Origin of the sequence: Ruminococcus hominis (assembly GCF_014287355.1) — a bacterium.
In the GTDB taxonomy this organism is placed as follows: domain Bacteria; phylum Bacillota; class Clostridia; order Lachnospirales; family Lachnospiraceae; genus Schaedlerella; species Schaedlerella hominis.
Genome location: NZ_JACOPE010000001.1, coordinates 2,398,955 through 2,424,172, shown reverse-complemented (window position 1 = coordinate 2,424,172; position 25,218 = coordinate 2,398,955). Strand labels below are relative to the sequence as shown.

General features: G+C 37.7%; 32 protein-coding genes. 27 read left to right on the top strand and 5 right to left on the bottom strand.

The window, feature by feature from the left end:
* The first annotated feature begins 2 nt into the window (after nucleotides 1–2).
* From H8S40_RS10760 to H8S40_RS10745, 4 genes are all read left to right on the top strand, one after another.
* Nucleotides 3–215, top strand: a complete 213-nt coding sequence (locus H8S40_RS10760) for a LexA family protein (RefSeq protein WP_024720752.1) — start codon at nucleotides 3–5, stop codon at nucleotides 213–215.
* A gap of 12 nt (nucleotides 216–227) precedes the next feature.
* Nucleotides 228–467, top strand: a complete 240-nt coding sequence (locus H8S40_RS10755) for a hypothetical protein (RefSeq protein WP_024720751.1) — start codon at nucleotides 228–230, stop codon at nucleotides 465–467.
* A gap of 250 nt (nucleotides 468–717) precedes the next feature.
* Nucleotides 718–1,290: an ArpU family phage packaging/lysis transcriptional regulator gene (locus tag H8S40_RS10750; protein WP_008688147.1), complete on the top strand. Its 573-nt coding sequence runs from the start codon at nucleotides 718–720 to the stop codon at nucleotides 1,288–1,290.
* On the top strand, nucleotides 1,291–1,671 hold the full coding sequence (locus tag H8S40_RS10745; RefSeq protein WP_436286250.1) for a hypothetical protein: 381 nt from the start codon (nucleotides 1,291–1,293) through the stop codon (nucleotides 1,669–1,671).
* Nucleotides 1,672–1,747: 76 nt separating this feature from the next.
* On the opposite strand, the gene H8S40_RS16615 is transcribed toward H8S40_RS10745, so the two are convergent.
* Nucleotides 1,748–1,876 carry a DUF6219 family protein gene (locus H8S40_RS16615; protein ID WP_494545937.1) on the bottom strand — a complete coding sequence of 43 codons (129 nt, stop codon included), beginning with the start codon at nucleotides 1,874–1,876 and terminating at the stop codon, nucleotides 1,748–1,750.
* Nucleotides 1,863–1,955 (bottom strand): DUF6219 family protein, encoded by a 93-nt coding sequence (locus H8S40_RS16545; protein ID WP_436286249.1) that lies wholly within the window; start codon nucleotides 1,953–1,955, stop codon nucleotides 1,863–1,865. The genes H8S40_RS16615 and H8S40_RS16545 overlap by 14 nt, the downstream gene beginning before the upstream one ends.
* 179 nt (nucleotides 1,956–2,134) lie before the next feature.
* On the opposite strand from H8S40_RS16545, the gene H8S40_RS10740 reads away from it, so the two are divergent.
* The 12 genes from H8S40_RS10740 to H8S40_RS10680 all read left to right on the top strand — a co-directional run bounded on the left by H8S40_RS10740 (nucleotide 2,135) and on the right by H8S40_RS10680 (nucleotide 9,662).
* Complete coding sequence (locus H8S40_RS10740) at nucleotides 2,135–2,452, top strand: helix-turn-helix domain-containing protein (RefSeq protein ID WP_008688152.1); 318 nt, start codon at nucleotides 2,135–2,137, stop codon at nucleotides 2,450–2,452.
* A 150-nt stretch (nucleotides 2,453–2,602) separates the two neighbouring features.
* Nucleotides 2,603–2,815 (top strand): sporulation initiation factor Spo0A C-terminal domain-containing protein, encoded by a 213-nt coding sequence (locus H8S40_RS10735; protein WP_024720749.1) that lies wholly within the window; start codon nucleotides 2,603–2,605, stop codon nucleotides 2,813–2,815.
* A 4-nt stretch (nucleotides 2,816–2,819) separates the two neighbouring features.
* Nucleotides 2,820–3,251, top strand: coding sequence for a hypothetical protein (locus tag H8S40_RS10730; RefSeq protein ID WP_024720748.1), 432 nt, complete (start codon nucleotides 2,820–2,822; stop codon nucleotides 3,249–3,251).
* A gap of 326 nt (nucleotides 3,252–3,577) precedes the next feature.
* Nucleotides 3,578–4,051 (top strand): sigma factor-like helix-turn-helix DNA-binding protein, encoded by a 474-nt coding sequence (locus H8S40_RS10725; RefSeq protein WP_172677496.1) that lies wholly within the window; start codon nucleotides 3,578–3,580, stop codon nucleotides 4,049–4,051.
* Nucleotides 4,052–4,631: 580 nt separating this feature from the next.
* Nucleotides 4,632–4,997, top strand: a complete 366-nt coding sequence (locus H8S40_RS10715; protein ID WP_055057333.1) for a type II toxin-antitoxin system PemK/MazF family toxin — start codon at nucleotides 4,632–4,634, stop codon at nucleotides 4,995–4,997.
* 136 nt (nucleotides 4,998–5,133) lie between these two features.
* Nucleotides 5,134–5,313, top strand: coding sequence for a hypothetical protein (locus H8S40_RS10710; protein ID WP_008688169.1), 180 nt, complete (start codon nucleotides 5,134–5,136; stop codon nucleotides 5,311–5,313).
* Between the two features lie 77 nt (nucleotides 5,314–5,390).
* Nucleotides 5,391–6,803 (top strand): recombinase family protein, encoded by a 1,413-nt coding sequence (locus H8S40_RS10705; RefSeq protein WP_055057334.1) that lies wholly within the window; start codon nucleotides 5,391–5,393, stop codon nucleotides 6,801–6,803.
* Between the two features lie 133 nt (nucleotides 6,804–6,936).
* A complete protein-coding gene (locus H8S40_RS10700) occupies nucleotides 6,937–7,425 on the top strand; it encodes a sigma-70 family RNA polymerase sigma factor (RefSeq protein WP_366482467.1) in 489 nt (162 codons plus the stop codon).
* A gap of 83 nt (nucleotides 7,426–7,508) precedes the next feature.
* Nucleotides 7,509–7,685 (top strand): hypothetical protein, encoded by a 177-nt coding sequence (locus H8S40_RS10695; protein WP_172696967.1) that lies wholly within the window; start codon nucleotides 7,509–7,511, stop codon nucleotides 7,683–7,685.
* The gene (locus tag H8S40_RS10690) at nucleotides 7,675–8,340 is read left to right on the top strand and encodes a stage V sporulation protein AA (RefSeq protein ID WP_186865244.1); all 666 of its coding nucleotides are present in this window, start codon (nucleotides 7,675–7,677) and stop codon (nucleotides 8,338–8,340) included. The genes H8S40_RS10695 and H8S40_RS10690 overlap by 11 nt, the downstream gene beginning before the upstream one ends.
* On the top strand, nucleotides 8,300–8,716 hold the full coding sequence (locus H8S40_RS10685; RefSeq protein ID WP_118689030.1) for a stage V sporulation protein AB: 417 nt from the start codon (nucleotides 8,300–8,302) through the stop codon (nucleotides 8,714–8,716). The genes H8S40_RS10690 and H8S40_RS10685 overlap by 41 nt, the downstream gene beginning before the upstream one ends.
* A 70-nt stretch (nucleotides 8,717–8,786) precedes the next feature.
* A complete protein-coding gene (locus tag H8S40_RS10680; RefSeq protein ID WP_118724187.1) occupies nucleotides 8,787–9,662 on the top strand; it encodes an NAD(P)-dependent oxidoreductase in 876 nt (291 codons plus the stop codon).
* Between the two features lie 78 nt (nucleotides 9,663–9,740).
* Here the strand turns inward: H8S40_RS10680 and H8S40_RS10675 are convergent, their stop codons facing one another.
* Nucleotides 9,741–10,211 carry a PTS sugar transporter subunit IIA gene (locus H8S40_RS10675; RefSeq protein ID WP_186865243.1) on the bottom strand — a complete coding sequence of 157 codons (471 nt, stop codon included), beginning with the start codon at nucleotides 10,209–10,211 and terminating at the stop codon, nucleotides 9,741–9,743.
* Nucleotides 10,212–10,696: 485 nt separating this feature from the next.
* Between H8S40_RS10675 and H8S40_RS10670 the strand changes: the two genes are divergently transcribed.
* From H8S40_RS10670 to H8S40_RS10650, 5 genes are all read left to right on the top strand, one after another.
* Nucleotides 10,697–11,635, top strand: a complete 939-nt coding sequence (locus H8S40_RS10670; protein ID WP_186865242.1) for a hypothetical protein — start codon at nucleotides 10,697–10,699, stop codon at nucleotides 11,633–11,635.
* Between the two features lie 158 nt (nucleotides 11,636–11,793).
* Nucleotides 11,794–12,531, top strand: a complete 738-nt coding sequence (gene truA, locus H8S40_RS10665; protein WP_121056042.1) for a tRNA pseudouridine(38-40) synthase TruA — start codon at nucleotides 11,794–11,796, stop codon at nucleotides 12,529–12,531.
* A complete protein-coding gene (locus H8S40_RS10660) occupies nucleotides 12,531–13,289 on the top strand; it encodes an exodeoxyribonuclease III (RefSeq protein WP_117990362.1) in 759 nt (252 codons plus the stop codon). Before truA ends, H8S40_RS10660 begins: the two co-directional genes overlap by 1 nt.
* Before the next feature lie 19 nt (nucleotides 13,290–13,308).
* Entirely contained in the window at nucleotides 13,309–14,445 is a 1,137-nt protein-coding gene (locus tag H8S40_RS10655) for a CobW family GTP-binding protein (protein WP_186865241.1), read from the top strand.
* An 18-nt stretch (nucleotides 14,446–14,463) separates the two neighbouring features.
* Nucleotides 14,464–15,408 carry a TIGR03943 family putative permease subunit gene (locus tag H8S40_RS10650; RefSeq protein ID WP_207723260.1) on the top strand — a complete coding sequence of 315 codons (945 nt, stop codon included), beginning with the start codon at nucleotides 14,464–14,466 and terminating at the stop codon, nucleotides 15,406–15,408.
* Between the two features lie 40 nt (nucleotides 15,409–15,448).
* Here H8S40_RS10650 and H8S40_RS10645 read toward each other — a convergent pair whose 3' ends face one another.
* A complete protein-coding gene (locus H8S40_RS10645; RefSeq protein WP_186865240.1) occupies nucleotides 15,449–16,282 on the bottom strand; it encodes an AraC family transcriptional regulator in 834 nt (277 codons plus the stop codon).
* Nucleotides 16,283–16,439: 157 nt separating this feature from the next.
* Here H8S40_RS10645 and dapF point away from each other — a divergent pair, with 157 nt between their 5' ends.
* From dapF to asnB, 6 genes are all read left to right on the top strand, one after another.
* Nucleotides 16,440–17,291 carry a diaminopimelate epimerase gene (gene dapF, locus H8S40_RS10640; protein WP_186865239.1) on the top strand — a complete coding sequence of 284 codons (852 nt, stop codon included), beginning with the start codon at nucleotides 16,440–16,442 and terminating at the stop codon, nucleotides 17,289–17,291.
* A gap of 239 nt (nucleotides 17,292–17,530) precedes the next feature.
* Nucleotides 17,531–17,902 (top strand): GntR family transcriptional regulator, encoded by a 372-nt coding sequence (locus tag H8S40_RS10635; RefSeq protein ID WP_022075024.1) that lies wholly within the window; start codon nucleotides 17,531–17,533, stop codon nucleotides 17,900–17,902.
* A 70-nt stretch (nucleotides 17,903–17,972) separates the two neighbouring features.
* Nucleotides 17,973–20,417 carry an ATP-dependent Clp protease ATP-binding subunit gene (locus tag H8S40_RS10630; protein ID WP_186865238.1) on the top strand — a complete coding sequence of 815 codons (2,445 nt, stop codon included), beginning with the start codon at nucleotides 17,973–17,975 and terminating at the stop codon, nucleotides 20,415–20,417.
* Nucleotides 20,418–20,495: 78 nt separating this feature from the next.
* On the top strand, nucleotides 20,496–20,909 hold the full coding sequence (locus H8S40_RS10625; protein ID WP_022075022.1) for a hypothetical protein: 414 nt from the start codon (nucleotides 20,496–20,498) through the stop codon (nucleotides 20,907–20,909).
* 67 nt (nucleotides 20,910–20,976) lie between these two features.
* Entirely contained in the window at nucleotides 20,977–22,338 is a 1,362-nt protein-coding gene (gene radA / locus H8S40_RS10620; RefSeq protein ID WP_186865237.1) for a DNA repair protein RadA, read from the top strand.
* Between the two features lie 86 nt (nucleotides 22,339–22,424).
* Nucleotides 22,425–23,963, top strand: a complete 1,539-nt coding sequence (asnB, locus tag H8S40_RS10615; RefSeq protein WP_186865236.1) for an asparagine synthase (glutamine-hydrolyzing) — start codon at nucleotides 22,425–22,427, stop codon at nucleotides 23,961–23,963.
* Between the two features lie 76 nt (nucleotides 23,964–24,039).
* On the opposite strand, the gene H8S40_RS10610 is transcribed toward asnB, so the two are convergent.
* Nucleotides 24,040–24,822, bottom strand: a complete 783-nt coding sequence (locus H8S40_RS10610; RefSeq protein WP_186865235.1) for a 4Fe-4S binding protein — start codon at nucleotides 24,820–24,822, stop codon at nucleotides 24,040–24,042.
* Nucleotides 24,823–25,218: the final 396 nt, after the last annotated feature.

Here is a 25,218-nt window from a genome sequence, read left to right as displayed (position 1 = left end):
ATTTGAAAAAAGCATTAACCAGAAAACAGGAAGAAAGTTATCAGTGTATTTTACGATATACCAATGAACATGGATATCCACCGACAATACGGGAATTTGGAAAATTGATCGGGGTGAAATCAACATCATCAGCATTTTCCAGAATCAAGCAGTTGGAGTTAAATGGATATATCCGCAGAATCCCGGCATCGCCAAGAGCAATTGAGATTTTATAGTGAGGTGTCGGCATGAACAAAGTATATGTAGATGTAGTAGCAGAGTTTCGGAAAAACGGACAGCTGGTTCCCATATTTTTTACATGGGAGGATGGAAGAAAGTATAGCATTGACAGAATTTTGAAAATCGAGCGATGCGCCAGCAGAAAGGCAGGCGGTGTAGGAATGATGTACACCTGTATGATACAAGGGCAGGAAAGCCACTTGTTTTACGAAGTGGATAAATGGTTTATGGAGAGAAAAACAGCATAAGGAGAGCTTGGTATAGACGATATTATTTGGATTATTAACCGGCAGGGATAGTCACTTTCCCTTTTTATTCCTGCAGGTTTTACATAAGAAGATGGATTCCGGTCAGCAAAGGCAGCTCCCACAATGCCTTTTGGATATCCGCTTCTGCAAGTTGTAGTAAGTAATTGCTTCCCATCAAAATCATGGGGAAAGCGAACTGGTCTGAAAGACCGCCAGTTAGTGTGATGATGATAAGGAGATTTTGAAACTGATGACAGACAGAGATTATGCAATTAAATCAATGAAAGAGATTACCTTCCAGATGGCAAGCCATGCACAGGATTATTTGGAAGTAACGATTGAAAGACATTATACTGATATTAAAGAATTGATGACAAGCTATCAGAAATTGATTTTGGAAAATCAGATTGTGTTAGAAGAACTGGATATGGAGTGCCAGGAGAAAATCAATGAAGATATGGCATATGCGTTGAGTTATCTGAGCATTTATAACAATCAGCTGAATGTGCCAAAGATGCACCGGGAAATGAATAACCTGATGATCATTTATGGCTTGTCAGATATGATCTATCGTGGAATGACACTGGTTAAGTTCTATGCACCGAATGGTGTGATGCTCAGTGAGATCCTTCATTCCTGTTTTTGCAGTCATTATAATAAGACAGATGTGGAAGTACAACAGGAGTTAGGAATAGGCAGGACTTCATTTTATAAAATGAAGAAGCAGGCACTTGGGTATTTAGGATTTTATTTTTATGAGATCGTGGTACCGCAGGCAAAGGATAAAAGATTTAAACCGTCACTGGGCGTAGAGGAAGAGTAGGTGAATAATATGAGATACGAAGATTCGATGAAAGGTGTAGCTGATCAGATAATCAAAGAACAGCAACGAGCCAGTAAAATTAAAAACAATCCAGAAGAGTTCCATTGGCATGACGAATATGCAACGTTGAATTTCTTTCGGTTTATCTGCAAAAATATCGGTAACTTGGGAAATGGAGAAATTGAAAAAATGGTCACACGCTTAAAGAGCATAGATCAGAAAGCAGTGGAAAACCATGTGAATGGTGCTGTTTGGGCATTTGATTATGATAAGATGTTCTGTGTATTGATGGAAAATGAAATTTGCCGAAAGGTGTGTGAAAAGAATAAATATAATAGTTGGACGAAGCTGATTGGACAGTATTGTATTTCAATGGCTTAAAGATAAAGAAAGTTGCTGGAGAGAAAAAATATTCTCCAGCAACTTTGTCTTTGATGAATAAAGGTCAAATTTTCATTTAACTATTCTCACTATTATTTGATTCAGTGATTTTTTTCTTCTTTGGAGAAACCAGTTTGTGACCGGAATAAATGGACATGCCAATACAAAGCAATGAAGAATAGGCAAAGTATTTATGTGCAGTCATAGATTTTTTTGATTCCAGAATAAATGCATCCCAACATACAGAAAAGTGCGCCTAAGGACCAGTATTTATGTGATTTCATGATTTGATACCTCCTTTGATTTAACTGATTCAATCATAACGCTTTTTTACGAAAATGCAAAGAAAATCTTGAAATATAGTTCTATAGAATTAGAACTTGGTTTTGCGATTCTGTATATTGAAGACATCCACAAGTATACTAAATCCAGAACGATTATTCGTTCCGGAGGAGGTGTTACGATGGATTTGAAAGCAGTAGGACAGCGAATCAAATCGGCACGAGAAGCAAAAAATCTCACACAAGAGGAACTGGCTGCATTAGTAAATTTAAGCCCGACGCATGTGAGTGTAATAGAGAGAGGCTTGAAAGTTACAAAATTGGATACCTTTGTTGCAATTGCAAATGCGTTAGATGTTTCTGCAGATACTCTTTTAATTGATGTTGTGGCACATTCAGTTACAGGTGTTACAAATGAACTGACAGAAAAAATTGAAAAACTTCCAATCAAAGAACAGAAAAAAATCATCAAAGTAATTCACACATTATTGGAAGAGTGATATGACAAACTGGGAAGAGCAAGTAGCTCTTCTTTTTTTGACCATTTATTCAGATTTAAGTTGTAAAGTGTCTTTTCATGATAATAGAAATATGCTAAATTGGTTCTATAGAACAAGTTGTAAATCCAGTTATATATCGGAGGAAAATGAATGAGAGAAAAAACTATTTATGAGAAGATTGCAGAAAAGTACAACACAACACCAGAAGAAGTACGCAGAGAAATGCAGATAGCCATAGATGCAGGATTTGATAATCCTGATCCGGCTGTGCAGGAAGAATGGAAGAAAATGACACTTAAAGGAGAAAGACCTACACCGGAAGAAGTAATCAATTACGCAGTAAAAAAACTAAAAGGAAAATAAAAATATGAAGAAAAAGATAATTGCATTGATTTCAGGAGCAGTGATCTTGATAATTGCTGCAGGAAGTATTTATGGGAAATCTGAATCTGGTCATAAGGAAGGCGAACCGGATGTAGTTGGAACATTTTCCGTAAATCGGGATGAAAATTTAACCGTGGTTGCTAACCGGAAAAATATTGAGGATAGAGAAGCGTTTGTAAGAGAGCTTTTGCAGATGTACAAGGATGATTCTTTTTATTCGACAAAATTCTCCACAGACAGGGGATATGCGACGAGTCTTGATATGAACATCTATTTATGGAAAGAGGATATTGAAGATGGGGAATCGGTAATGACAGCCGAATACAGACCTGTAGAATATGGAAAGGACTATGATGTAGTCAATAATCCTGATAAATTTCAACTATATATAGATGGAAAAGAAGTAGAAGAATAACACGGTGAACTTTTTATACTGAAATATGTACGATTCCAATAATGATATGAACTTATGGGAACATATTGCGGATACTTTGTGAACTTTATCCTGATACAATGATTATGCTGATGAAAGAAGGCATAGATAACTGAATACAAGAAAGAGACGAAAGCCTCAGTAGTTAAGAAAAAACTACTGGGGCTTTTTTTCGTGCCTGAATTTCTCAGCCAATAACTGCGGGCGTATCCCGGCAGGATAAAGGCGGAGCAGGCATGATTCTAAACAGAGGTCCGCCTTCTGGATTTGAAACGAGCAACAAGATTTCAAATTCAGGAGGAACGGATATGTATATTGAACACCCATATTTTTATGAAGGAAAGTATTACGCAAATATTGATGGAGAAATGATCGAGATTACAAAAGAAGTTGCGTATGCGATGAATAATTTTTATAGAAGCAGCAAGGCAAAAAAAGTTGAGATTAAGAACGAACTGGGTGAGGTTGTGGATAAGATGCTGAGAGAAGTACCTTACAGTGGTCAGTCCATTGATGGAGAAGGCTTCATGATTGAGGATTTTCCAGATCTGAACTGCGATGTGGAGCACTGTGTACTGACAAAAATGGAACAGCAGGATATTCACAAAGTGATCAATCAGCTGAACTCAGAGGAACGCATGATTATTTATGGCATTTTCTTTGAAAACAAGACACAGACACAGATGGCGGAGATTATGGGGATTTCCAGACAGATGCTGTCATACAAGCTGAAATCCACTCTTAATAAGATGCGTGAAATGTATATGAATAAATTTTTTTAAAAAATTTTTCAAAATCTTTTGCATCTGCCAAAGTCATTTGACTTTAGTAATTAGAGGAAGTTAAAGGACTTCCTAAAATGAACCATGATAACTGAATATCCAATAATAACTGACGTGACATTTCATGCAGAGAGCACGAGGAAGATGCCGCTATAGGATTATAAGACAAAACCAAGATTTTTAGTTCAGTCTGTAATGCTGCGAAAAAGCACTGACCGAAGCCAGCTGGCAGGCTGGTGATGCGATGATATGTATGAGATGCGATACACTTGCAGATCCTGAGAAGTCTGTAACTGGTAAACCTATGAACTGCTGGAGCCTGGAAACGAGAGTTTTTGGGTTGTGGTCCGGAGTATGCATTCGGGCAGGTTATTATTCCCTTCCTGCATATGCAGGAGTAACGATTCGGGGTATCGAGGATAAATAGAATCGAGCGAGCACTGTTTAATAATCAAATTGGCTATAGAGGTTATGCGGCAGAGCTTTCCTTATGGGAAAGAAACTCTGCCGTATTCCTGTGGAGCCAATATAGCGCTATGGATGCTTTACAAATAAAAATAATAGATTGGAGAGAGGACAAATGACAATCCGCAGAGGAGATATTTTATGGGCAGATCTCGGTATGTTTCCTACAACATCTGTTCAGGGTGGTGTAAGACCGGTGATCGTAGTGAGCAATAATAAAGCCAATACATACAGTTCAGTCATTACAGTAGTTCCGCTGACATCAAGAATATATAAGAAGCGATATTTACCAACACATGTATTTATCAGTAAATACGATATGACAGGGATTCGAAAAGGAAGCCTGGCATTGGCTGAACAGGTTATGAGCATTTCTACAAAATGCATTATTGAGAAATGCGGAAGAGTAAATAAGTGGAGCCTGGATCGGGTGCTGAAAGCGGTACGGATTCAAATGGGAATGAACGAAAGCGAGAAATGATATTCCTGCTTTCGACAATTCAACAGAAAACGACGTCATAAAATGTAGACAACACAAAAGAATGACAATACAGGACGAGAGGTTCTGGTGATTTTTTAGAGACGATTGAATATGATTTATAAAGGGAGGGATTGCGATGGCATTAAAAATTGTAAGAAGATATGATGCAAATGGTAATGTGATCGAAGATAAAGATTTAGAAAGATTCAAATTGGATTCCCCGGTAGTTCGTCAGATCTTATATCAGATGAATAAAGAGATGGGAGCAGTTGATAATATTAAAGTCGATGCAGCTGAAAGAAGAAATTTTATATAACTTACTTTAATAAATAAAATAAGTTGAAATTTCTCTGAAAAGATGGTATAGTGTACGTGAGAGGAGGAAAGAGCGAGGTGAGAAACATAAGAATTGGAAAGAATACCTCAAATAATAAAAAAACAGGATTGTATATCAGAGTTTCTACAAATTTTCAGTTTGAAGAAGGATATTCAGTAGGTGCTCAGACGGAGAAGCTTGAAAAGTATTGTAATTATCAGGAGATTGATAATTATGATTTGTATATTGACGGTGGCTATTCAGGAAGCAATTTGAATCGACCGGAGATGAAACGTCTTATTAAAGAAATTCAAGAGGGCAAAGTGGAATCAGTTGTAGTTGTTAAACTTGATCGTTTGTCCAGAAGCCAGAAAGATACGATTTATCTTCTTGAAGATGTGTTTGAAGCAAATGATGTTGGATTTATTTCTTTAAATGAGAACTTTGATACAACAACACCATATGGAAAAGCAATGGTAGGTATCTTATCTGTATTTGCTCAGTATGAACGTGAAAACATTCGTGAACGTACACAGATGGGAATTACAGAGAGAATCAAAACCGGAAAATGGAGAGGGACGAAACCACCATTTGGTTATGACTATAATAACGGTGATGACGTTCTTGTGCCAAATAAAGATGCAGAAACAGTCAGAAAGATTTTTGAATTATATAAGGAAGGCTATTCCACGTATGCACTGGCAAAGATGTTCGATTTAAAAGGAGACAAGCAAGTGTCCGATATGTTGTCCAGAGTGACATACATTGGAAAGCTCAAATATAATAAAGAAATCGTTGATGGTCTTCATGAGCCGATAGTTGATAAAAAACTGTTTGATGAAGTTCAGGAATTACGAAAAACAAGAACGAGAGCAACTTCTCATAAATCACAGTATTTACTTACTGGGTTAATATATTGTGGATTATGTGGGGCAAAGATGCGTTATCAAAAATGGAGCGGTGGAAGAGTGATGATTTACTGTTACTCATTAGACCATAGTAAACCGCACTTGGTTAAGAATCCAAATTGCCAGAACGGAAAATTGGATGCAGCTGAAGTTGAAGATGTTGTTGTTAGTGATATGCTGAAATTATCAAAGGAGTATGAGGTAATCGAGGAAAAATCAGAACAGCAAAATCAAAAAGGATTTGAAGCTATGAACCAGAGAAAATCAGTTCTTGAAGGTAAGCTGAAATCCCTGTATAATTTATATGCATCCGATACCAATAATAGTGTCCTGCTGGAGACAATTGGTGAGATCAATAAAGAACTGGAAAATCTGAATACACAGATAGAACAGTACACATTAAAGAACACCAGAGCTAAAGATATGACAGCAAGAGCTAAAGCATTCAAAAGTGTTGCTGACAGCTGGGAGTTCATGTCTTTCAATGAAAGACAGAAGACTGTACGTGAATATATCAAAAAGATTAAAATATCGAATGATTATGTTGAAATTGAGTATAATGATCTTTTGACACTACAGTAAATTACATTTCTATAGTTAATACATCGCAAGGGGATATATCTTCTTGCGTGTAAAATTTCATATATCTTATTCAAGATAATTACCCTATTGGATAAAGGAAATTTCAAAATTTCCACTATAATACATTATCCCGATGATTTCAGGGGAAATCAAGAGATTTTTGAGAGATGACGGGATGATAAAAGTAAGTCGTACACTGAAAGAATTATCTTATAAAATATTTCAAACCAGAGAAAAATTACTGGATTTATTGGGACGGGAACCAACCATTGAAGAGCTTGCAGAAAAAATGCAGATAGACAAAGAAGAAATAGTAGAAGCACTGGAGGCCGGAAGTGAAGTAGAATCCATTTATAAACCAATACATCAGAAAGAGGGAAATGAGATCCGGCTGATGGATAAGCTGGAAGAAAAAGAACACAGAGAAGAAAAGATACTGGATCACATGTTGTTGCAGCAGTTGCTTGGGACATTGGAAAAAGAAGAACGCACATTGATCTATATGAGGTATTTTCAAGATAAGACACAGTCACAAGTGGGAAAAGAATTAGGAATATCGCAGGTACAGGTTTCCAGAATGGAGAAGAAGATTATGGAAAATTTAAGGAAAATTGGAACATAGAATCAGAGAAGCCATTTGATCAAGTTATGTATATTTTAAAGAGAAGAGAAAATACTAAAGAGCATATCATAAAAGTACATGAAATGGAGATGAAAAGTTTGGAAGATGGAAGAAGAAAAATAAGAATATGCCTGACAATTATGCTGATAGCTGCGGTGATATCAGGTGTTTGTTATTATTATAGTGCTGCCGGGAAGGCTGAGCGTTACGAATCAGAAGAGATGTTAGTAAATTCTGAGGAGAAATGCAATGGCTGTTAAGCAGGAAACACTATATATAAAGGGTGATAAAAATATAGAAGTGACAAAGCCAGAGGTAACGCTGGGGGATATTTTGTCTATGGAATGTAGTAATCAAAATGTAATTCCGAGGCTTAAAACGATTAAGGTTATGAAAATGCAGGAGAAAGAGGGACAGCGCAAAGTCATATCTATTTTAAAAATTATAAAATTAATACATGAAATATATCCGAACATGGATGTCCAAAATTTGGGCGAGACAGATATTATCGTAACTTACGAAGAGCAAAAATCAACAGGGATGATAAGCCATCTGATCAAAACCGGGTTTACCGCAGTATTGACATTTACAGGTGCGGCATTTGCAATCATGACATTTAACAATGATGTATCAGTTAGAAAATTATTTTCTCAAATCTATCAATTGATGACAGGCATAAAACCACATGGATCTACAATCTTAGAACTAAGTTATTCCATCGGACTTACGATAGGGATACTATTGTTTTTTAATCATTTTGGAAAGAAAAGGTTTTCAGTGGACCCTACACCGTTGGAGGTACAGATGCGAACTTATGAAAATGAAATACAGACAACCCTTGTAGAAAATGCTTCAAGAAAGGGGAAAGAACTGGATGCTGATACGTCAAATTCTAATGGCAGTAATCGGTCTTAGCGCAGGAATATTAGTAGCGGGAGGACTGTTTGGATTTATTGTTGAATTAGGTGTCATCGCTGATTTTGCAGATCGGACACATACAGGAAATAAAATTCATTTGTATGAAGACTGTGCCGCTTTAGGAGGAATTATAGGGAATGTTATTTTTGTATATTCGATACCGATTCCTTATGGCAAAATTTTGCTTATTCCGATAGGGCTGCTAATCGGGATTTTTGTCGGGTGTTGGGCGATGGCACTGGCAGAAATTCTAAATGTTTTTCCGATATTTATCCGTAGATTAAAAATAACAAAATATATTGCTGGATTGATATGTGCAATGGCATTGGGAAGGGGAGTCGGAGGTGTGATATATTTTTTCCTGATGCATTGATAATTTTAATATGGTACATTTTTATAAAAAGAATTATAATTACAGTAGTTATAATTTGAGGAGGCAAAAGATGAAAAAAATTGGATTTATCGGAGTTGGAATCATGGGAAAATCCATGGTGCGAAATCTTATAAAAGCAGGATTTGAGCTGCATATTTATGCTCGTACAAAATCGAAAGTAGAAGATGTTGTTAACGAAGGGGCTATTTTTCATGATAGCATTGCAGAGTGCGTCAAGGAATGTGAGGCTGTTATTACAATAGTAGGATTTCCTGTCGATGTCGAAGAAGTTTATTTTGATAAAGGAAATATTTTAGATAGTGTTCAACAAGGCACATATTTGATTGATATGACAACTACAAGTCCGATGCTGGATCAGAAAATTGCAGAAGAGGGAAAAAAGAAAGGACTTCATGTTTTGGATGCACCTGTTACGGGTGGAGATATAGGAGCAAAAAACGGAACACTTTCTATTCTTGTAGGTGGTGAAAAAGCAGATTATGAAGCTTGTATGCCATTGTTTGAGGCAATGGGGACAAACATTAATTATCAAGGTGGTATCGGGTGCGGACAGCATGCAAAACTTGCTAATCAGATTATGATAGCAGGAACGTTGTCAGGAGTATGCGAAGCATTTACTTATGCAAAAGCAAAAGGACTGGACCTTCAGACATTGCTTGATTCCGTGTCTACAGGGGCAGCTGGAAGTAAGCAGTTAGATACTTTTGGACCTAAGATTTTAGAGGGTGATTATGCTCCGGGATTTTTTATGAAACATTTTATTAAGGATATGAAATTGGCACTTACAGAAGCAAATATGAGTAATATTAATTTAGACGTTTTAAGCCAGGTGCTTGCAAATTATGAATTATTGCAAGCAGAAGGTTATGGAGAATTAGGAACGCAGGCGCTTATTAAATACTATGAAGAAGAAATGGAGGAATAAAAAACATAATTATGGGGCTGTCGGTTAATTTCCCGACAGCCCCATAGTCGCTTCTTACGAAAATCTGTCACTATAAAATTATTTTAATGTCATGATGACACTTTTTCCGGCCTGGACTTCGCCTTTTTCACATACGAGCTCTTTTCCGTCTAAACCTGAACTAATCAGAACAGGAGTAATGGAGTTGCGTCCGGTCTCTTTGATGAATTCCAAATCTGCTTCTGCAATCAAATCTCCGGCTTTTACTTTATCTCCAATCTTTGCATAAATGTGGAAACATTTTCCATTCAGTGCAACTGTCTCAAGCCCCATATGTATTAAAATTATCACTCCACTTTCTGAAGTTATTTCATAGATATGTCCTGTTTCCACCACTTTGGATACGACTCCGTCAACTGGGCTTACAATCTTTCCGTCAGTTGGGATGATTGCAATGCCGTCTCCAAGTATTTTTTCTGTAAATATCGGATCTGGTACATCTGTAATTGCAACTGCTGTACCAGTCATTGGTGCTAAAATTACTTCTTGTGTTTTTCCTTGATTCTTCATATCTAAATCCTCCGCTAGATAATATATGTTCTTTTCCTCATTTTACAAATTCTTAATTATAGTCACTGCTTTAATAAATTTCAATCCTCTTTTGAAAATTGTTTCAGAATTCTATGTTTTGCATATTTTAGGGCACTGGTTTCATAAGTTTGTTATTCAGAATTTAATAGATTACTATTCACTTCCGTGACAACCACTACGCTGATAGGCACAGAGGATGCCGTTGCTGGTCACAGTTAGTGTTAACAGTAACCAGAGCCATATAGTCATCTAATGAACTAAAAATCTATCTTGCAATCTATTCCCAGCATATGCTAAAGTATAGAAAAGCATATTTCTATACGAAATCTAAGGGGCATCGCACCATCTATATTCTAATAACATTTCAGAAATCTATGCTTTGATACCACAAAACATGTAAAAAAGCAGAAGAGGGCTGGAAGAGAGTGAAGATAGAGGAAGTTCCTTCTGCAAAAGGAGGAAAAATGAATACTGAGTTGAAAAATGCTGTATTAGCGACAGACCTCAAAGCACAGTATGATGCGTGTGCAAAAAAATTGCTTGGCTACAAAGACATACTGGCACGAATTTTGATAGAGGCAGTCGAGGAGTTCCGGGGAATATCACCGGAAGAAGTGAAGTCATTGATTGAAGATGACATACAAATCGGAAAGGTTCCGGTTGACCCGGGACTTACAAATACAGTTGTCGGAGTGGATGAAAACGGCAAAGAAATTATAGGAATGAATACGGTAAATGAAGAAGTGAATGCCGGATACATTTTATTTGATATTATTTTTTACGTGCGCTTGAAAGAGGGACGTTCGAAGATTATCATAAATGTAGAAGCGCAGAGAAAAGAACCGACAAAATATGATATTCTTAACCGAGCTGTCTTTTACGTTAGTCGTGAAATTTCATCTCAGAAAAATCGGGAGTTTGTGAATAGCAATTATAACGATATCAAGAAAGTCTATTCTATTTGGATATGTATGAACATGTCAGAAGACAGTATGAACCATATACATCTGACAAATGATATGATTATAGGAAATCAAATCTGGAAAGGAAGAGAGGACTTGGTGAATATTGTTATGATAGGACTGGCAAAGGAAATTTCTCCCAAAGAAGAAAAACATGAACTTCACCGATTATTAGGGGCGTTATTGTCAGAAACACTAAGAGAAGAGGAAAAACTAGATATACTCAAAAACGAATATCATATACCGATGGAAAAATCAATAGAGGAGGATGTGAAAGTAATGTGTAATTTAAGTGATGGAATAGAAGAACGCGGGAAAGCGGAAGGCATAGAATTAGCGCGGAAGGTTTTCAAAATGAAAGAGCAAGATGCAAGTGTTCAAGAAATAGCTAAGGAACTTCAGCTGTCAGTTGAAGAAGTTGAGCAAATAATTGGAGAATAAAATAATAGCAAAGTCAATCAACTTTCTTATAGAAATAGTCGCTTAATTGAAATAATCAATGAAGCTGTAATAATAGAAGACGAGCTTTATTCCCACTTGTCTTTTCATGAAATTTTATATACAATCATATGACAAGAAGGGATAAATGGTGAAATGCTATGAGAACATATAAATTAACAATTGCATATGATGGCTCCAGATTTCGAGGATGGCAGCGACAGCCGGACACAGATATGACAATTCAAGGGATTTTGGAGCGTGATATTAGTGAGTATGTGGGATATAAAGTAGAAGTGAATGGCTCCGGACGAACAGATGGCGGAGTACATGCGTCTGGTCAGACAGCCAGTATTATTCTATCAGGCAAGGTGGATGAGCCAGTATTTCTTACAGAGATAAATGAGAAAATTCCAGAGGACATCCGCATTGTGAATATGGAACTTGCAAAGAACGGGTTTCATGCACGTCACAGTGCAAGAGGTAAGAGATATGAATATACGATTGATACTGCAGAAAAAGCAGATGTATTTCTGAGAAAATATTCATTTCATTATCCGGAAATGATTAATGTGAAAAAGATGGAGAAGGCAATCGAATATTTGCGTGGAAGCCATGATTTTGCAGGATTTACAGATCGGCCGGATGAAAAGTCCACAACAAGAAGAATTTATGATATAATAGTTAGGCAAGACGGACACAGACTTAGAATTGAGTATACCGGAAGTGGATTTATGTATCATATGGTAAGAATTTTAACAGGAACACTGCTGGAAATCGGTAGTGGGAGAAGAAGTCCGGAAAGCATAAATGAGATAATTGAGTCCGGTCAACGTGCAGATGCGGGATTTTTAGTACCTGCAAGCGGACTATGCTTGAAAGAGGTGTTTTATAAATAATGAAATTAGTATCATGGAATGTAAATGGAATCCGGGCATGTGTGCAAAAAGGATTTCTTGATTTTTTTAATGAGATTGATGCAGATATTTTTTGTATTCAGGAATCAAAGATGCAGTCCGGACAGTTAGAACTTGACTTGCAGGGGTATAATCAATATTGGAACTATGCAGTGAAAAAAGGATATTCAGGAACTGCAGTGTTTACAAAGAAAGAACCAATTCAAGTAAGCTATGGAATCGGGATAGAAGAACATGATCAGGAAGGTCGTGTGATAACATGTGAATTTGAGGATTTTTATTTTGTTACAGTGTACACACCAAATTCTCAAAATGAGTTGAAACGCCTGGATTATCGTATGCGTTGGGAAGACGATTTTCGTGCGTATTTAAAGTCTTTGGAAATGAAGAAACCGGTTATTGTAACTGGGGATATGAATGTTGCTCATAAGGAAATTGATTTGAAAAATCCGAAAACAAATCGTAAGAATGCAGGATTTACAGATGAGGAGAGACAGAAGTTTACAGAGCTTTTAGATGCAGGATTTATCGATACATTCCGATATTTTTATCCGGAGCAGGAAGGAATCTATTCCTGGTGGTCTTATCGCTTTAAGGCAAGAGAGAAGAATGCCGGATGGAGAATTGATTATTTTTGCGTATCAGAATGTCTGAAAGACAGATTGCAGGATGCACAGATTCTAACAAATGTAATGGGTTCAGACCATTGTCCAATTGTATTGGAATTAAAAGACAAATAAATAATAGGAGGCGGTCATCATGACTAAAATTGACATTATTTCTGGATTTTTAGGAGCTGGAAAGACAACATTTATTAAAAAGCTTTTAAAAGAAGCATTTAAAGGAGAACAGGTTGTTCTGATTGAAAATGAATTTGGAGAAATTGGTATTGATGGTGGATTTTTAAAAGAAGCCGGAATTGAGATTAAAGAGATGAATTCAGGCTGTATCTGCTGTTCACTGGTAGGTGATTTTGAGAAATCTTTAAAAGAAGTAATCGACACATATCATCCGGATAGAATTTTGATCGAGCCATCGGGAGTTGGAAAGCTTTCAGATGTTATCAAAGCAATACAGGATGCACAGGTTAATCTTGATGCACAGTTGAACAGCTTTACAACAGTTGTTGATGTGACTAAATGTAGAATTTACAGTAAAAACTTTGGAGAATTTTTCAGCAATCAGATTGAGTATGCAGGAGCAATTATTTTAAGCAGAACAGATAAAGCAAAACATGAGAAGGTTGAAGAAAGCGTTGCTATTTTACGTGGATTAAATGAGAAAGCACCAATCATCACAACTCCAATCGAGCAGCTTTCAGGAGAGAAATTGCTTGAAACAATGGAAGGAAGCAAGTCTCTGGAAGAAGAACTTCTGGCTGAGATTGTTTGCCCGGAATGCGGCGGACATCATGATCACGATGAGGAGTGCGGATGTGGACATGAGCACCACCACGATCACGATGAGCATGAGCACCACCACGACCACGACGAGCATGAGCACCACCACCATGACCATGATGAGCACCATCATCACGACCATGATCATGGCGAAGAATGTGGATGCGGATGTGGACACGATCATCATCATGACCATCATGGACATCACCATGCTGACGAAGTATTCACAAGTTGGGGTAAAGAAACAATCCAGACTTATACAAAAGAAGAAATCAGCAATATTTTGAAAACGTTAGAGTCAGATTCTTCATATGGTACAATTCTCCGTGCGAAAGGTATGGTTGCGGGAGCTGATGGAGAATGGATTTATTTCGATATGGTACCGGAAGAGCATGAAGTCAGAACAGGAGCAGCAGAGTATACAGGAAGAATCTGTGTTATTGGCTCAAAATTGGATGAGCATAAGCTGGAAGAGTTATTTGGCATTGCAAAATAATTAAAAGGAGAAAATATTATGGAACCAGATGTTATGGTCTATCTTATGACTGGATTTCTTGATAGCGGAAAGACACAGTTTTTGAAATTTACATTAGAGCAGGAATATTTTCAGATTGATGGGACAACACTTCTGATCCTTTGTGAAGAAGGGGAGGAAGAATATAGTCCGGAGATGTTAAAAGAGCATCGTATTGTAATGGAAACAATTGACGATCCAGAAGCTTTGACAGAGGAATGGCTGGAAAAACTGGATGAAAAATATCATCCAGAGCGAGTTGTTATTGAGTACAATGGAATGTGGAAGGTCAGTGATTTTGAAAGTTTGAAACTGCCAAAAGGCTGGGGGATCGAACAAAAGATCACAACAGTAGATGCGAGCACATTTCAGATATATCTTGCAAATATGAAACCATTGTTTGTGGAAATGGTCCGCAATTCAGAGATGGTATTATTTAATCGTTGCAGTGACGTAAAACCACTTGCAGGATATCGTCGAAGCGTAAAAGTTGTAAGTCCTCAGGCAGAAGTTATTTTTGAGGATGAGAATGGCGAAGTGGAAAATATTTTCGAAGATGAGGTACCATATGATTTGAAAGCGGATGTTATTGAAATACTTCCGGAAGATTATGGAATCTGGTATGTGGATATGATGGAAAATCAGGAACGCTACGATGGAAAAGTTGTAGAATATACAGCCAGAGTTATGAAACCAAGAAGCTTTCCAAGTAAATTATTTTTCCCGGGAAGAATGGCAATGACTTGCTGCGCAGATGATACAACATTTTTAGGATATATTTGTAAAAGTTCTTATGCACCAAAATTAAAAGCAGGACAGTGGGTAAAAGTGCGTGCAAAAGTAGGGTATGAGAAACTGGCAATGTATCGAGGAGTTGGTCCGGTGTTGACAGCGGAAAATATTGAGCCGGCTGAACCGATTGAAGAGATGGTATATTTTAATTAATATGAAAATGTGATAGGGAAGAGAAGAACCACCAGGAAGATTATTTTAATTTTCTTGGTGGTTCTTTGAATTCTTGCTTATATGCTCTGGAAAATGCGGAATAACTTTGAAAACCGCAGGCAAAACATGCATCTGTAATAGGCATGCCAAAGTGAATATAACGTCTGGCAAGCAACAGCCGGCGATAAGTAATGTAATGACCGATAGTAACACCGGTTTCTGCTTTGAACAACCGCATCATATGATATTTACTCAGATAAAAGACAGATGCGAGGGAATCCATACTTATTGTCTCTGTTAAATGATCTTGAATATAATTCATGATATCCAGAACCTTTTTGTTATAAAGCTTGGTGTCAAGGTATTCGATGCCCTCTTTTAATGTGGCACGATTTAATTGAATCATAAATTCCAGGAATAAAATCTGGCGGTATAAGCTTCCTGCATATTCATGATCGTGGAACGAGCGTTCTAAGCGCTGGGTAGTCTTATATAGTGAGCTGGTTTCTAAGGAAGGAATTCGAAGCACATAAGACTGCTTCTCGCGGGCCTGTTCAAAGCAGTAAGCGAGATTATATTCGGTAGTCCGGTAAGCTTCCATAAATCCGGGAGAAATATAAACGATGATTCTTTCATATGGAATGGAAGAGTCTACCTGAATACGGTGAATGTCGTTTCGATTGACGAGGACAATGTCATAAGGGTTTAGAGTATAAGTCTTTCCTTCAATAAAATATTGTACATTTCCACTGATAAAAATAGTGATTTTATGGAAATTGTGCGTATGATAATCAAACTCGGTATCCACTTGATCTTTTAAATGAAAAATCCGAAAATCACTGTTTAAATATCCTCGTTTCTGATATGTTTCCATAACATCCCTCCTTTATATGGTCCGATAATATGATATTAAACAAAAACAGCATTATTTGCAATATAGAAAGCAGTTATTTTGTATTATTCAAATATAATGCTATGTATAATAAAAATATCATGGGAAAAATAGTATATTAATGTGGGAGGAGTAGATTATGCAGATTTTATTAGAAAAATATCACGGATTGGGAAATGATTATCTTGTATTTGATCCAAATAAAAATGAATTAGAATTAAATGAAGCGAATGTCAAGATGATTTGTAATCGAAATGTAGGGCTCGGCTCAGATGGTATTTTGGAAGGCCCGTTACTGGGAGAACATCTGGCTGTGAAAATCTGGAATCCGGACGGAAGTGTTGCAGAAAAGAGCGGAAACGGAGTTCGTATTTTTGCAAAATATTTAAAAGACGCAGGATATGTACAGAAAAAGAATTATGAATTGATGACAGATGGCGGTATTGTAGAGATTACATATTTGAATGAAGAGGGAAGCAGACTGCGTATTTCTATGGGAAAATTATCCTTTGTGAGTGAGGAAATCCCGGTAATAGGAGAAAGAAGAGAGGTCATCAATGAGGATATGGTATTTGGCAACAATCTGTATCCGGCAACATGTGTGTCAGTAGGAAATCCGCATTGCGTTATTCCAATGCAGGAAATTTCAAAAGAGCTGGTTTGTAAAATCGGTGTACATTCTGAGAGTGCAAGATATTTCCCAGAACGAGTGAATACAGAGATTATGAAGGTGACAGATCGCAATAACATCGCAATTGAGACATACGAGCGTGGTGCGGGGTATACAATGGCGACTGGAACAGGTGCGTGCGCGGCAGCAGCAGTGGCATATAAATTGGGATTGACAGAAAACAAGATGCTTGTGCATATGCCGGGTGGAGATCTTCAGGTTGAAATTGCAGATGACTGGAATGTGTATATCACAGGAGATGTCTTCTATATTGCAGAGATTAAGCTGAGTACAGAATTTTCGGAAATGTTGAGAGTATAAGAAAGACATTGTGGATAATTCTAAAATTATGTGAAAAAAGTTTAATTTAAAATGGCGAGATGCGTTGCTGGTCACAGAACTGTGAACAGTAACAGTGGGGATAAAGAGAGAGTCCTGCAGGAGAATAATTGCTTGCAGAGATTCTCTCTTTGTGCTAGTATTTCTATAACAGAATTGTGCAGTTACTGTGCGTAGTATATGAAAAGCAGTAATATCACGAAAGAAAAAGAGGTAGAAAGATGCTGATAGAAATTGATTTTAACAGTGAAGAAGCGATTTATATTCAGCTTCGCAATCAGGTTATACTGGGAATTGCAACTGCGAATATTCATGAGGGGGATTCACTTCCTTCCGTGCGTCAGCTTGCAGAAACGATTGGCGTTAATATGCATACGGTGAATAAGGCATATAATGTTTTGAAACAGGAAGGCTTTATTACATTGGATAAAAGACGTGGAGCAGTTATTGCTTTGGATGAGAATAAAATCCGTGCAGTAGAAGAGATGCGTCAGCAATTGCAGATTGTTTTGGCAAAAGCATGCTGTCGTGCGATTTCAAGAGAAGAGATCCATGAACTGGTGGATGAGATTCTGGATGAATATGAGTCGTAGAATTTGACAGTAACGGATAACATTGATAACTGGGAATCAGACAGATAATAGATAAGCAGACGGAGGTTATATGCAGATTAAATTTACACAACAGGCACAGCATGCAATTAGCAATGCAGAAAAAGCAGCAAAGAAATTAAATCATCCTTATGTAGGAACAGAACATTTGCTTCTTGGATTGCGGCAGGAATTTGCAAGTGTAGCAGGGCAGGTGCTGGCAGGTCATGGAGTAGATGAAGAGAAGCTTTTAAAATTAATGGATGAGCTCGTAGCACCAAATAAAAAGACAGAAAAGAGACAGAAGCCAAAAGAAAGTCCAAGATTTCAATATATATTGGAAGACAGTGCGCGTGAAGCGGCACATTTTCATATGGATATAGTAGGGACAGAACATATTCTTGTGGCGATCATACGAGACTTAGATTGTGTTGCAGCAAAGATGCTGATTACGTTGAATGTAAATTTGCAGAAGCTGATGCAAGACATTTTTGTGGCAGCAGGGGTTGATCCGAAAGCATATCAGGACGAATTGCAGGATGGACTTCGTGGAAATGGCGGAGCCGTGGAACAATTTTGTAAAGACCTGACTGCGGAAGCAGAAGAAGGAAAATTAGATCCTATTATAGGAAGAGAAGAAGAAATTTTTCGTCTTATGCAGGTATTAAGCAGAAGAACAAAGAATAACCCATGTCTGGTTGGAGAACCGGGAGTTGGTAAAACAGCTATTCTGGAAGGCCTGGCACAGAGGATTGCTTCAGGGATTGTGCCGGAAACGATGAAAAGAAAACGTATCTATACATTGGATCTTCCAGGGCTGATTGCAGGCTCAAAATACAGAGGCGAATTTGAGGAACGTATGAAAGGGCTGATATCTGAAGTCGAAGCGGACGGAGATATTATTTTGTTTTTGGATGAATTACATACGATGATCGGAGCTGGTGGAGCAGAAGGTGCAATTGATGCATCTAGTATATTAAAGCCGGCACTGGCTCGTGGGGAATTGCAGTTGATCGGAGCAACTACGATCGCAGAGTATCGCAAGTACATTGAAAAAGATGCAGCTTTGGAAAGAAGATTTCAGCCGATCACAGTCGAGAAGCCTTCAAAAGAACAGTGCCTGGATATATTAAAAGGAATTCAACCGAAGTATGAAGCACACCATAAAGTGAAGCTTACAGAAGAAGCGTTGAATGCAGCAGTGGAACTTTCGGAACGTTATATTACAGATCGAAATCTTCCGGATAAGGCAATTGATGTATTGGATGAAGCTTGTGCACATGTAAGTCTGACAGGTTATAAGGTCCCGGCACATTTGACAGAGATGGAAGATGAGAAGAAGCAATTGGGTCTTCAGAAAGAAAGTGCAATTAAAGAAGGAAACTTCGAAGAAGCTTCTAAGATTCAAAAAAAGCAGCAGGAACTTAAGAAAAAGATTGAATCTACAAGAAAAAGATTTGATAAAAAGATGGCATCAAGCAATCCGGAAGTTTCGGTGGAAGATATTGCTGCCATTGTATCATCGTGGTCTAAGATTCCGGTACAGAAATTACAGCAAAGCGATACACAGAGATTGAATAATCTTGAAAAAGAACTGCATCACAGAGTGGTCGGCCAGGATGAAGCGGTCAATGCGGTAGCTCGTGCAGTAAAAAGAGGAAGAGTTGGATTGAAAGATCCAAAACGACCAATTGGTTCATTTTTATTCTTAGGACCAACCGGGGTAGGAAAAACAGAGTTATCCAAAGCATTGGCAGAAGCGCTATTTGGAAAAGAAGAAGCAATGATTCGTGTAGATATGTCAGAATATATGGAGAAGCATTCAGTGTCAAAGATGATTGGATCACCTCCGGGATATGTAGGACATGAAGAAGGCGGTCAGCTTAGTGACAAGGTTCGTACACAACCATATTCAGTAATTCTTTTTGATGAGATTGAAAAAGCACATCCGGATGTATTTAACATTTTATTACAGGTGTTGGATGATGGGCATATTACAGATTCGCAGGGAAGAATGGTTGATTTTAGTAACACGGTTATTATTATGACATCTAATGCCGGGGCAAAATCTATTATTGATCCTAAGAAACTGGGGTTCGCTACAAAAGAAGATCCACAAAGTGATTATAAGAAAATGAAACAGAATGTGATGGATGAAGTGAAAATGATCTTCCGTCCGGAATTTTTGAATCGAATTGATGAAGTAATCGTATTTCATGCATTGGAAAAGAAAGATATGAAGCAGATTGTGACATTGCTTTGCAAAGAATTTATTGCCCGTGTGAAAAGACAGTTGAATATTAGTTTGACAATACGTGATTCAGCAAAGGATTTAATTGTTGAAAAAGGAACGGATGCTAAGTATGGGGCAAGACCATTGAGACGTGCGATGCAGACAGAATTAGAAGATAAGCTTGCAGAGGCAATTTTGAATGGAGACATTCAAAGTGGTGATATGGTTGCAGTAGGCGTTTCTAAAAATTCCATAAAAGTCGAGAGAAAAGAAACAAAAAAGTAGAAAAAAAACGATACTTATATTATACTAAAGATAGCAATACTACAGAGAAGATCTGAGATACGTAGGAGGACAGTAACGATGGCAACAGTAAAAGAATTATTACGTGCAGAAAGTGACGGAACATTAAGTTTTGGAGATTATACACTTACATCAAAGACAAAGTTAGACAATTTTGAATTTGAAGGAGATCTTTATAAAGTTAAAACATTTGCAGAGATTACAAAACTTGAGAAGAATGGAATGTTTGTATACGAATCAGTTCCAGGAAGTGCGGTAGAGAATTTCAAAGAGACAGACCGTGAAGTGGAATTTGAAGTTTCAGCACCGGAAGATGTACAGTTTACATTGGAGCTTGAGCCGGATAGTGAGTATGAAGTATTTATTGATGAAGCTTCAGCAGGTAAGATGACAACAAATTTAAGTGGTAAACTTAGCGTGAGTATTGAATTGAATGCGAATGAAAGTGCAGCTGTGAAGGTTGTAAAACGCTAGCATAAAAAGAGGAGAGACCGGCGGGTGAAAAATACTTGCCGGTCTTTTTCGGTAAGAGAGGTTAAATGTGGCAAAAGGAAAAAAGACAGTATTTTTCTGTCAAAATTGTGGACATGAAGAGACAAAGTGGCTCGGACAATGCCCGATGTGTAAAGAATGGAATACATTTGTAGAAGAAAAGGTAATCGCATCATCGGTGTCTGCAAGTGTAAAGACAGATAGGGATATAGAGAAAAAAATAGTAGCTTTGTCGCAGGTCAATACAGATGAACAGAAACGTTTTCAAACTGGCATGAAAGAACTTGACAGGGTGCTTGGTGGTGGTATCGTACCGGGTTCACTTGTTCTGGTCGGCGGGGACCCGGGAATTGGAAAGTCAACATTATTATTACAGGTTTGTCAGAAGCTTGCTAAGGAGAGACAGGTACTTTATATTTCAGGTGAGGAATCTCTGTCGCAGATAAAACTTAGAGCAAACAGAATGGGGGATTTTTCAGATAACATGAAGTTGTTTTGTGAGACAAATCTTGGAACAATCAGGAATGTTATCGAAAAAAAACAACCGGAATTTGTAGTGATTGATTCTATCCAGACAATGTATAGCGAAGAGGTGCCATCGGCACCGGGAAGTGTATCGCAGGTTCGTGAATCTACGAATGTATTTATGCAGTTGGCAAAAGGTCTTGGCATTACAATATTTATTGTAGGACATGTAACAAAAGAAGGAACGGTGGCAGGACCGAGAGTGTTGGAACATATGGTGGATACCGTACTGTATTTTGAAGGAGACAGACATGCATCCTATCGTATTTTACGAGGAGTGAAGAACAGATTTGGTTCGACTAACGAAATCGGAGTTTTTGAGATGCGGCAGAATGGTCTGGTGGAAGTAGAGAATCCATCGGAATATATGTTGAGCGGGAAACCGGAAAATGCATCAGGGTCAGTAGTGGCATGTTCAATAGAAGGTACTCGTCCATTGTTGATAGAGATTCAGGCACTGGTCTGTGATACCAATTTCGGAATGCCGAGAAGAACTGCGACAGGAACAGACTATAACCGAGTAAATTTGCTTATGGCCGTTTTGGAAAAAAGAATAGGATTGCACCTAGCTAATTGCGATGCATATGTCAATATTGCAGGTGGAATCAGGATGAATGAACCTGCAATCGATCTTGGTATTGTGATGGCGATTGTATCAAGCTATAAAAATCGTCCGGTAGATGAGCGGATGATTGTTTTTGGAGAAGTAGGGCTTAGCGGAGAAGTCCGTGCGGTCAATATGCCGGAACAAAGAGTGGCAGAGGCAAAAAAATTAGGGTTTGAAACATGTGTTGTTCCAGAAGTATCATTAGATATGGTGAAAGGAATAAAAGGAATCAAGATTATAGGAGTGAAAACAATCAATGATGCTATGAATCTGATTTAGGCTGATTGTATATAAAGGGTGAAGAGTCAGTGAAACGCATTAGAATATAGATCAAAAGATATCAGATGTTGAAAGGAGAGGTACAAATGATAATCGTAAAAGAATACAGAGGACATATCCGTAATTGGGAGGCTCTGTGCAAAGAACTGAATATCGATGCTTCATTAAAAAGAGAGGCAAGAGAGGAAGAAATTTTAATTCGTGCATATCAGACATGGGGATGTGAGATGGCTGATCATATGCATGGAATGTTCGCATTTGCATTGTGGGATGAAGAAGAGAAAAAATTATTCTGTCTTCGTGATCAGTTTGGAACAAAACCATTCTACTATTATGAGACAGCAGACGGACAACTTCTGTATGGTACAATGATCAGTCAGATTATGGAGAAACCTGGGTTTGTAAAAGAATTGAATGAAGAAATGTTACAATTGTATTTATCTCTGACTTATGTTGCAGGAGAGAATACATTTTTCAAAGGTGTTAAGAAATTGTTGCCTGGAAGATATTTAATCTGGCAGAACGGAAAAATGAAAATAGAGAGATACTGGAAACCAGAATTCCATCCGGATGAGAGTAAATCATTGGAAGATTGGGCAGATGAGATTCATTCTACGCTGAAAGAAATTATGCCGGAAGTAAAAACAGCAGATGAAAAAGCAGAGTCATTTTTGTCGGGCGGAGTGGATTCTTCTTATGTACTTGCAATGTCGGATGTAAAAATGTCGGATTCTTGTGGATATGATGAAGCACGTTTTGATGAGTCACCATTAGCGAAAGAAACAGCAGATATTTTAGGAAGAGAAAACAGCCGTTGCAGAATTACACCGGAGGCATATTTTGATATTGTACCTTGGGTAATGTATAATATGGAGCAGCCGCTTGGAGATGCTTCAGCAATTGCATTTGCACTTGGATGCAGGGCAACAGCAGAACATACAGATATTTGTTATTCAGGAGAAGGAGCGGATGAATTTTTCGGCGGATACAATATGTATCGTAATGCGGAAAGATATGGCGACAATCTGAAAACATTTTATGTTGGAAATACGAACATTATGAAAGAGGATGAGAAAAAGCGTATTCTGAAGAAATATGATCCAGATGTACTTCCAATCGAACTGGCAGCAGGTATTTATGAAGAAACAGAAGGACTGGATCCGCTTACAAAAATGTCAGATGTTGATATTCAGATTTGGTTAGAGGGAGATATTTATCTTAATGTAGATAAGATGAGTACAGCTGCAGGTCTGGAAGTTCGTATGCCATTGACAGATAGAAGAATTTTTGACATTGCATCCAGAATGCCATCTCATTACAAAGTGAACGAAGAACAAAATAAAGTTGCATTCCGTACAGCAGCAGCAAAAGTTCTTCCGGAGGAAATTGCTTTCCGTAAGAAATTAGGATTTATCGTGCCTATTCGTGTTTGGATGGCGGATGACAGATATAATAAAGATGTGCGTGAAAAATTCCAGAGCGATATAGCTGAGAAATTCTTTAATATGGAGGAGATACAGGCTATTTTTGATGAGTATGTTGGCGGAAATTCAGATAACTGGAGAAAAGTGTGGACAATCTATACATTTCTTGTCTGGTATGATGAATACTTTGTGAAAAGATAAATTTGGTACATCTTATCGTGTAATAAAAAGAGTTCCGAAGAAAGAGATTATTAATCCCTTTTTTCGGAACTTAATGTTACATGAAAATCTCTGCTGTTTTATCGCTCTTACATACCTTAGTCAGTTTCTTTTGTGCTATATTCAGTTTCATGTTGCTGACATAGCGGGCTTTCTTTCTACAGGAGTAGACGCACTTCATACAGGAAATACATTTTTTCTTATCAGTTTTTTTAGGATTTTCCATGGAAATAGCACCGGAAGGACAGGATTTAGCGCATGCCTTACATTCTATACAAAGATTCACATCTGTTTTTGGAACGAGCGGAATTGTTCCATATTTTTTATAAGGATTGTTACCTGGAACCTGAATATCGACATTATTAAAATCTACAGCATTGCGAAGTTTGCGGTTCAACTGTATTCCGAAATCCGCAATGACTTTCAAGTCTGCCTTGTTCGGTCGGCTCATTCCAATCTGGCGTACGATGGAGTGCTGTACAGGGAAGGCACCGGCTCCGATCACTTTGAATCCGCGACTCTCAACCTCGTTTTTTAATTCCAAAAGTGCGTCTTCGTATTCGCGGCATCCGTATGTAGCAATCAGTGCAGCAGGAGTGTTATCACCCTTTAATGTTTCAAAGTATTCCAGAAATGTGGCAGGAACACGGCCACCATAAACAGGAATTCCAAAAAGAACAAAATCGTTGCATTTGAAATGTAGATTTGGTTTCTTTTCTTTGTGAATAGAGAGATCGTAAGATACTGATTTTAAATCGATGTTTCTGGCAGTCTCCATAATGACTTTTCTTGTTGTTCCGGTCGGGCTGAAGTAGACCAGACCTAGTTCGTTCATTTTCATAAAGAATTCTCCTTTGTTAAAAATATAAAGGTCAGACATCTCACATCTGATATAACTATATCATAAGTAAAGGAAAAACGCACTGTATAAACGTATGATTAAAATAAACGTATGATTAAAAATGAGATTTAAGAGAAGGTTACTGTTCACAGTACCTGTGACAAGTAACGCATCTCGCCATTTTAAATCGCCTTTGGCGATGGTCAAGATGCCGTTCAAGATAAAACGTGCATCCTCCGTGTCAATCAGCGTAGTGATTGACACGGGAGTGAACAGCAACTAGAGAATACTTTTTTAGTCAGAATTGCGTGAATTGTCTGAATTGTGCGAAATAAATAAAAAGCAAGAAAAACGTTGACAATTACAAATAGGAATGATAATATAGTCTTCGTCGCT

What these genes read in the sequence shown, in the direction of transcription:
- H8S40_RS10625 (WP_022075022.1), top strand. Translation starts at nt 20,496, where the DNA reads ATGGCAACAGTAAAAGAATTATTACGTGCAGAAAGTGACGGAACATTA.
- H8S40_RS10645 (WP_186865240.1), bottom strand. Translation starts at nt 16,282, where the DNA reads ATGGAAACATATCAGAAACGAGGATATTTAAACAGTGATTTTCGGATT.
- H8S40_RS10610 (WP_186865235.1), bottom strand. Translation starts at nt 24,822, where the DNA reads ATGAAAATGAACGAACTAGGTCTGGTCTACTTCAGCCCGACCGGAACA.
- H8S40_RS10735 (WP_024720749.1), top strand. Translation starts at nt 2,603, where the DNA reads ATGAGAGAAAAAACTATTTATGAGAAGATTGCAGAAAAGTACAACACA.
- H8S40_RS10730 (WP_024720748.1), top strand. Translation starts at nt 2,820, where the DNA reads ATGAAGAAAAAGATAATTGCATTGATTTCAGGAGCAGTGATCTTGATA.
- H8S40_RS10655 (WP_186865241.1), top strand. Translation starts at nt 13,309, where the DNA reads ATGACTAAAATTGACATTATTTCTGGATTTTTAGGAGCTGGAAAGACA.
- H8S40_RS10755 (WP_024720751.1), top strand. Translation starts at nt 228, where the DNA reads ATGAACAAAGTATATGTAGATGTAGTAGCAGAGTTTCGGAAAAACGGA.
- H8S40_RS10650 (WP_207723260.1), top strand. Translation starts at nt 14,464, where the DNA reads ATGGAACCAGATGTTATGGTCTATCTTATGACTGGATTTCTTGATAGC.
- H8S40_RS16545 (WP_436286249.1), bottom strand. Translation starts at nt 1,955, where the DNA reads ATGAAATCACATAAATACTGGTCCTTAGGCGCACTTTTCTGTATGTTG.
- H8S40_RS10680 (WP_118724187.1), top strand. Translation starts at nt 8,787, where the DNA reads ATGAAAAAAATTGGATTTATCGGAGTTGGAATCATGGGAAAATCCATG.
- H8S40_RS10690 (WP_186865244.1), top strand. Translation starts at nt 7,675, where the DNA reads ATGGCTGTTAAGCAGGAAACACTATATATAAAGGGTGATAAAAATATA.
- H8S40_RS10695 (WP_172696967.1), top strand. Translation starts at nt 7,509, where the DNA reads ATGGAGATGAAAAGTTTGGAAGATGGAAGAAGAAAAATAAGAATATGC.
- H8S40_RS10740 (WP_008688152.1), top strand. Translation starts at nt 2,135, where the DNA reads ATGGATTTGAAAGCAGTAGGACAGCGAATCAAATCGGCACGAGAAGCA.
- H8S40_RS10710 (WP_008688169.1), top strand. Translation starts at nt 5,134, where the DNA reads ATGGCATTAAAAATTGTAAGAAGATATGATGCAAATGGTAATGTGATC.
- H8S40_RS10725 (WP_172677496.1), top strand. Translation starts at nt 3,578, where the DNA reads ATGTATATTGAACACCCATATTTTTATGAAGGAAAGTATTACGCAAAT.
- H8S40_RS10715 (WP_055057333.1), top strand. Translation starts at nt 4,632, where the DNA reads ATGACAATCCGCAGAGGAGATATTTTATGGGCAGATCTCGGTATGTTT.
- H8S40_RS10635 (WP_022075024.1), top strand. Translation starts at nt 17,531, where the DNA reads ATGCTGATAGAAATTGATTTTAACAGTGAAGAAGCGATTTATATTCAG.
- H8S40_RS16615 (WP_494545937.1), bottom strand. Translation starts at nt 1,876, where the DNA reads ATGACTGCACATAAATACTTTGCCTATTCTTCATTGCTTTGTATTGGC.
- truA (WP_121056042.1), top strand. Translation starts at nt 11,794, where the DNA reads ATGAGAACATATAAATTAACAATTGCATATGATGGCTCCAGATTTCGA.
- H8S40_RS10700 (WP_366482467.1), top strand. Translation starts at nt 6,937, where the DNA reads ATGATTTCAGGGGAAATCAAGAGATTTTTGAGAGATGACGGGATGATA.
- H8S40_RS10660 (WP_117990362.1), top strand. Translation starts at nt 12,531, where the DNA reads ATGAAATTAGTATCATGGAATGTAAATGGAATCCGGGCATGTGTGCAA.
- H8S40_RS10675 (WP_186865243.1), bottom strand. Translation starts at nt 10,211, where the DNA reads ATGAAGAATCAAGGAAAAACACAAGAAGTAATTTTAGCACCAATGACT.
- H8S40_RS10750 (WP_008688147.1), top strand. Translation starts at nt 718, where the DNA reads ATGACAGACAGAGATTATGCAATTAAATCAATGAAAGAGATTACCTTC.
- dapF (WP_186865239.1), top strand. Translation starts at nt 16,440, where the DNA reads ATGCAGATTTTATTAGAAAAATATCACGGATTGGGAAATGATTATCTT.
- H8S40_RS10685 (WP_118689030.1), top strand. Translation starts at nt 8,300, where the DNA reads ATGCTGATACGTCAAATTCTAATGGCAGTAATCGGTCTTAGCGCAGGA.
- H8S40_RS10630 (WP_186865238.1), top strand. Translation starts at nt 17,973, where the DNA reads ATGCAGATTAAATTTACACAACAGGCACAGCATGCAATTAGCAATGCA.
- H8S40_RS10670 (WP_186865242.1), top strand. Translation starts at nt 10,697, where the DNA reads ATGAATACTGAGTTGAAAAATGCTGTATTAGCGACAGACCTCAAAGCA.
- asnB (WP_186865236.1), top strand. Translation starts at nt 22,425, where the DNA reads ATGATAATCGTAAAAGAATACAGAGGACATATCCGTAATTGGGAGGCT.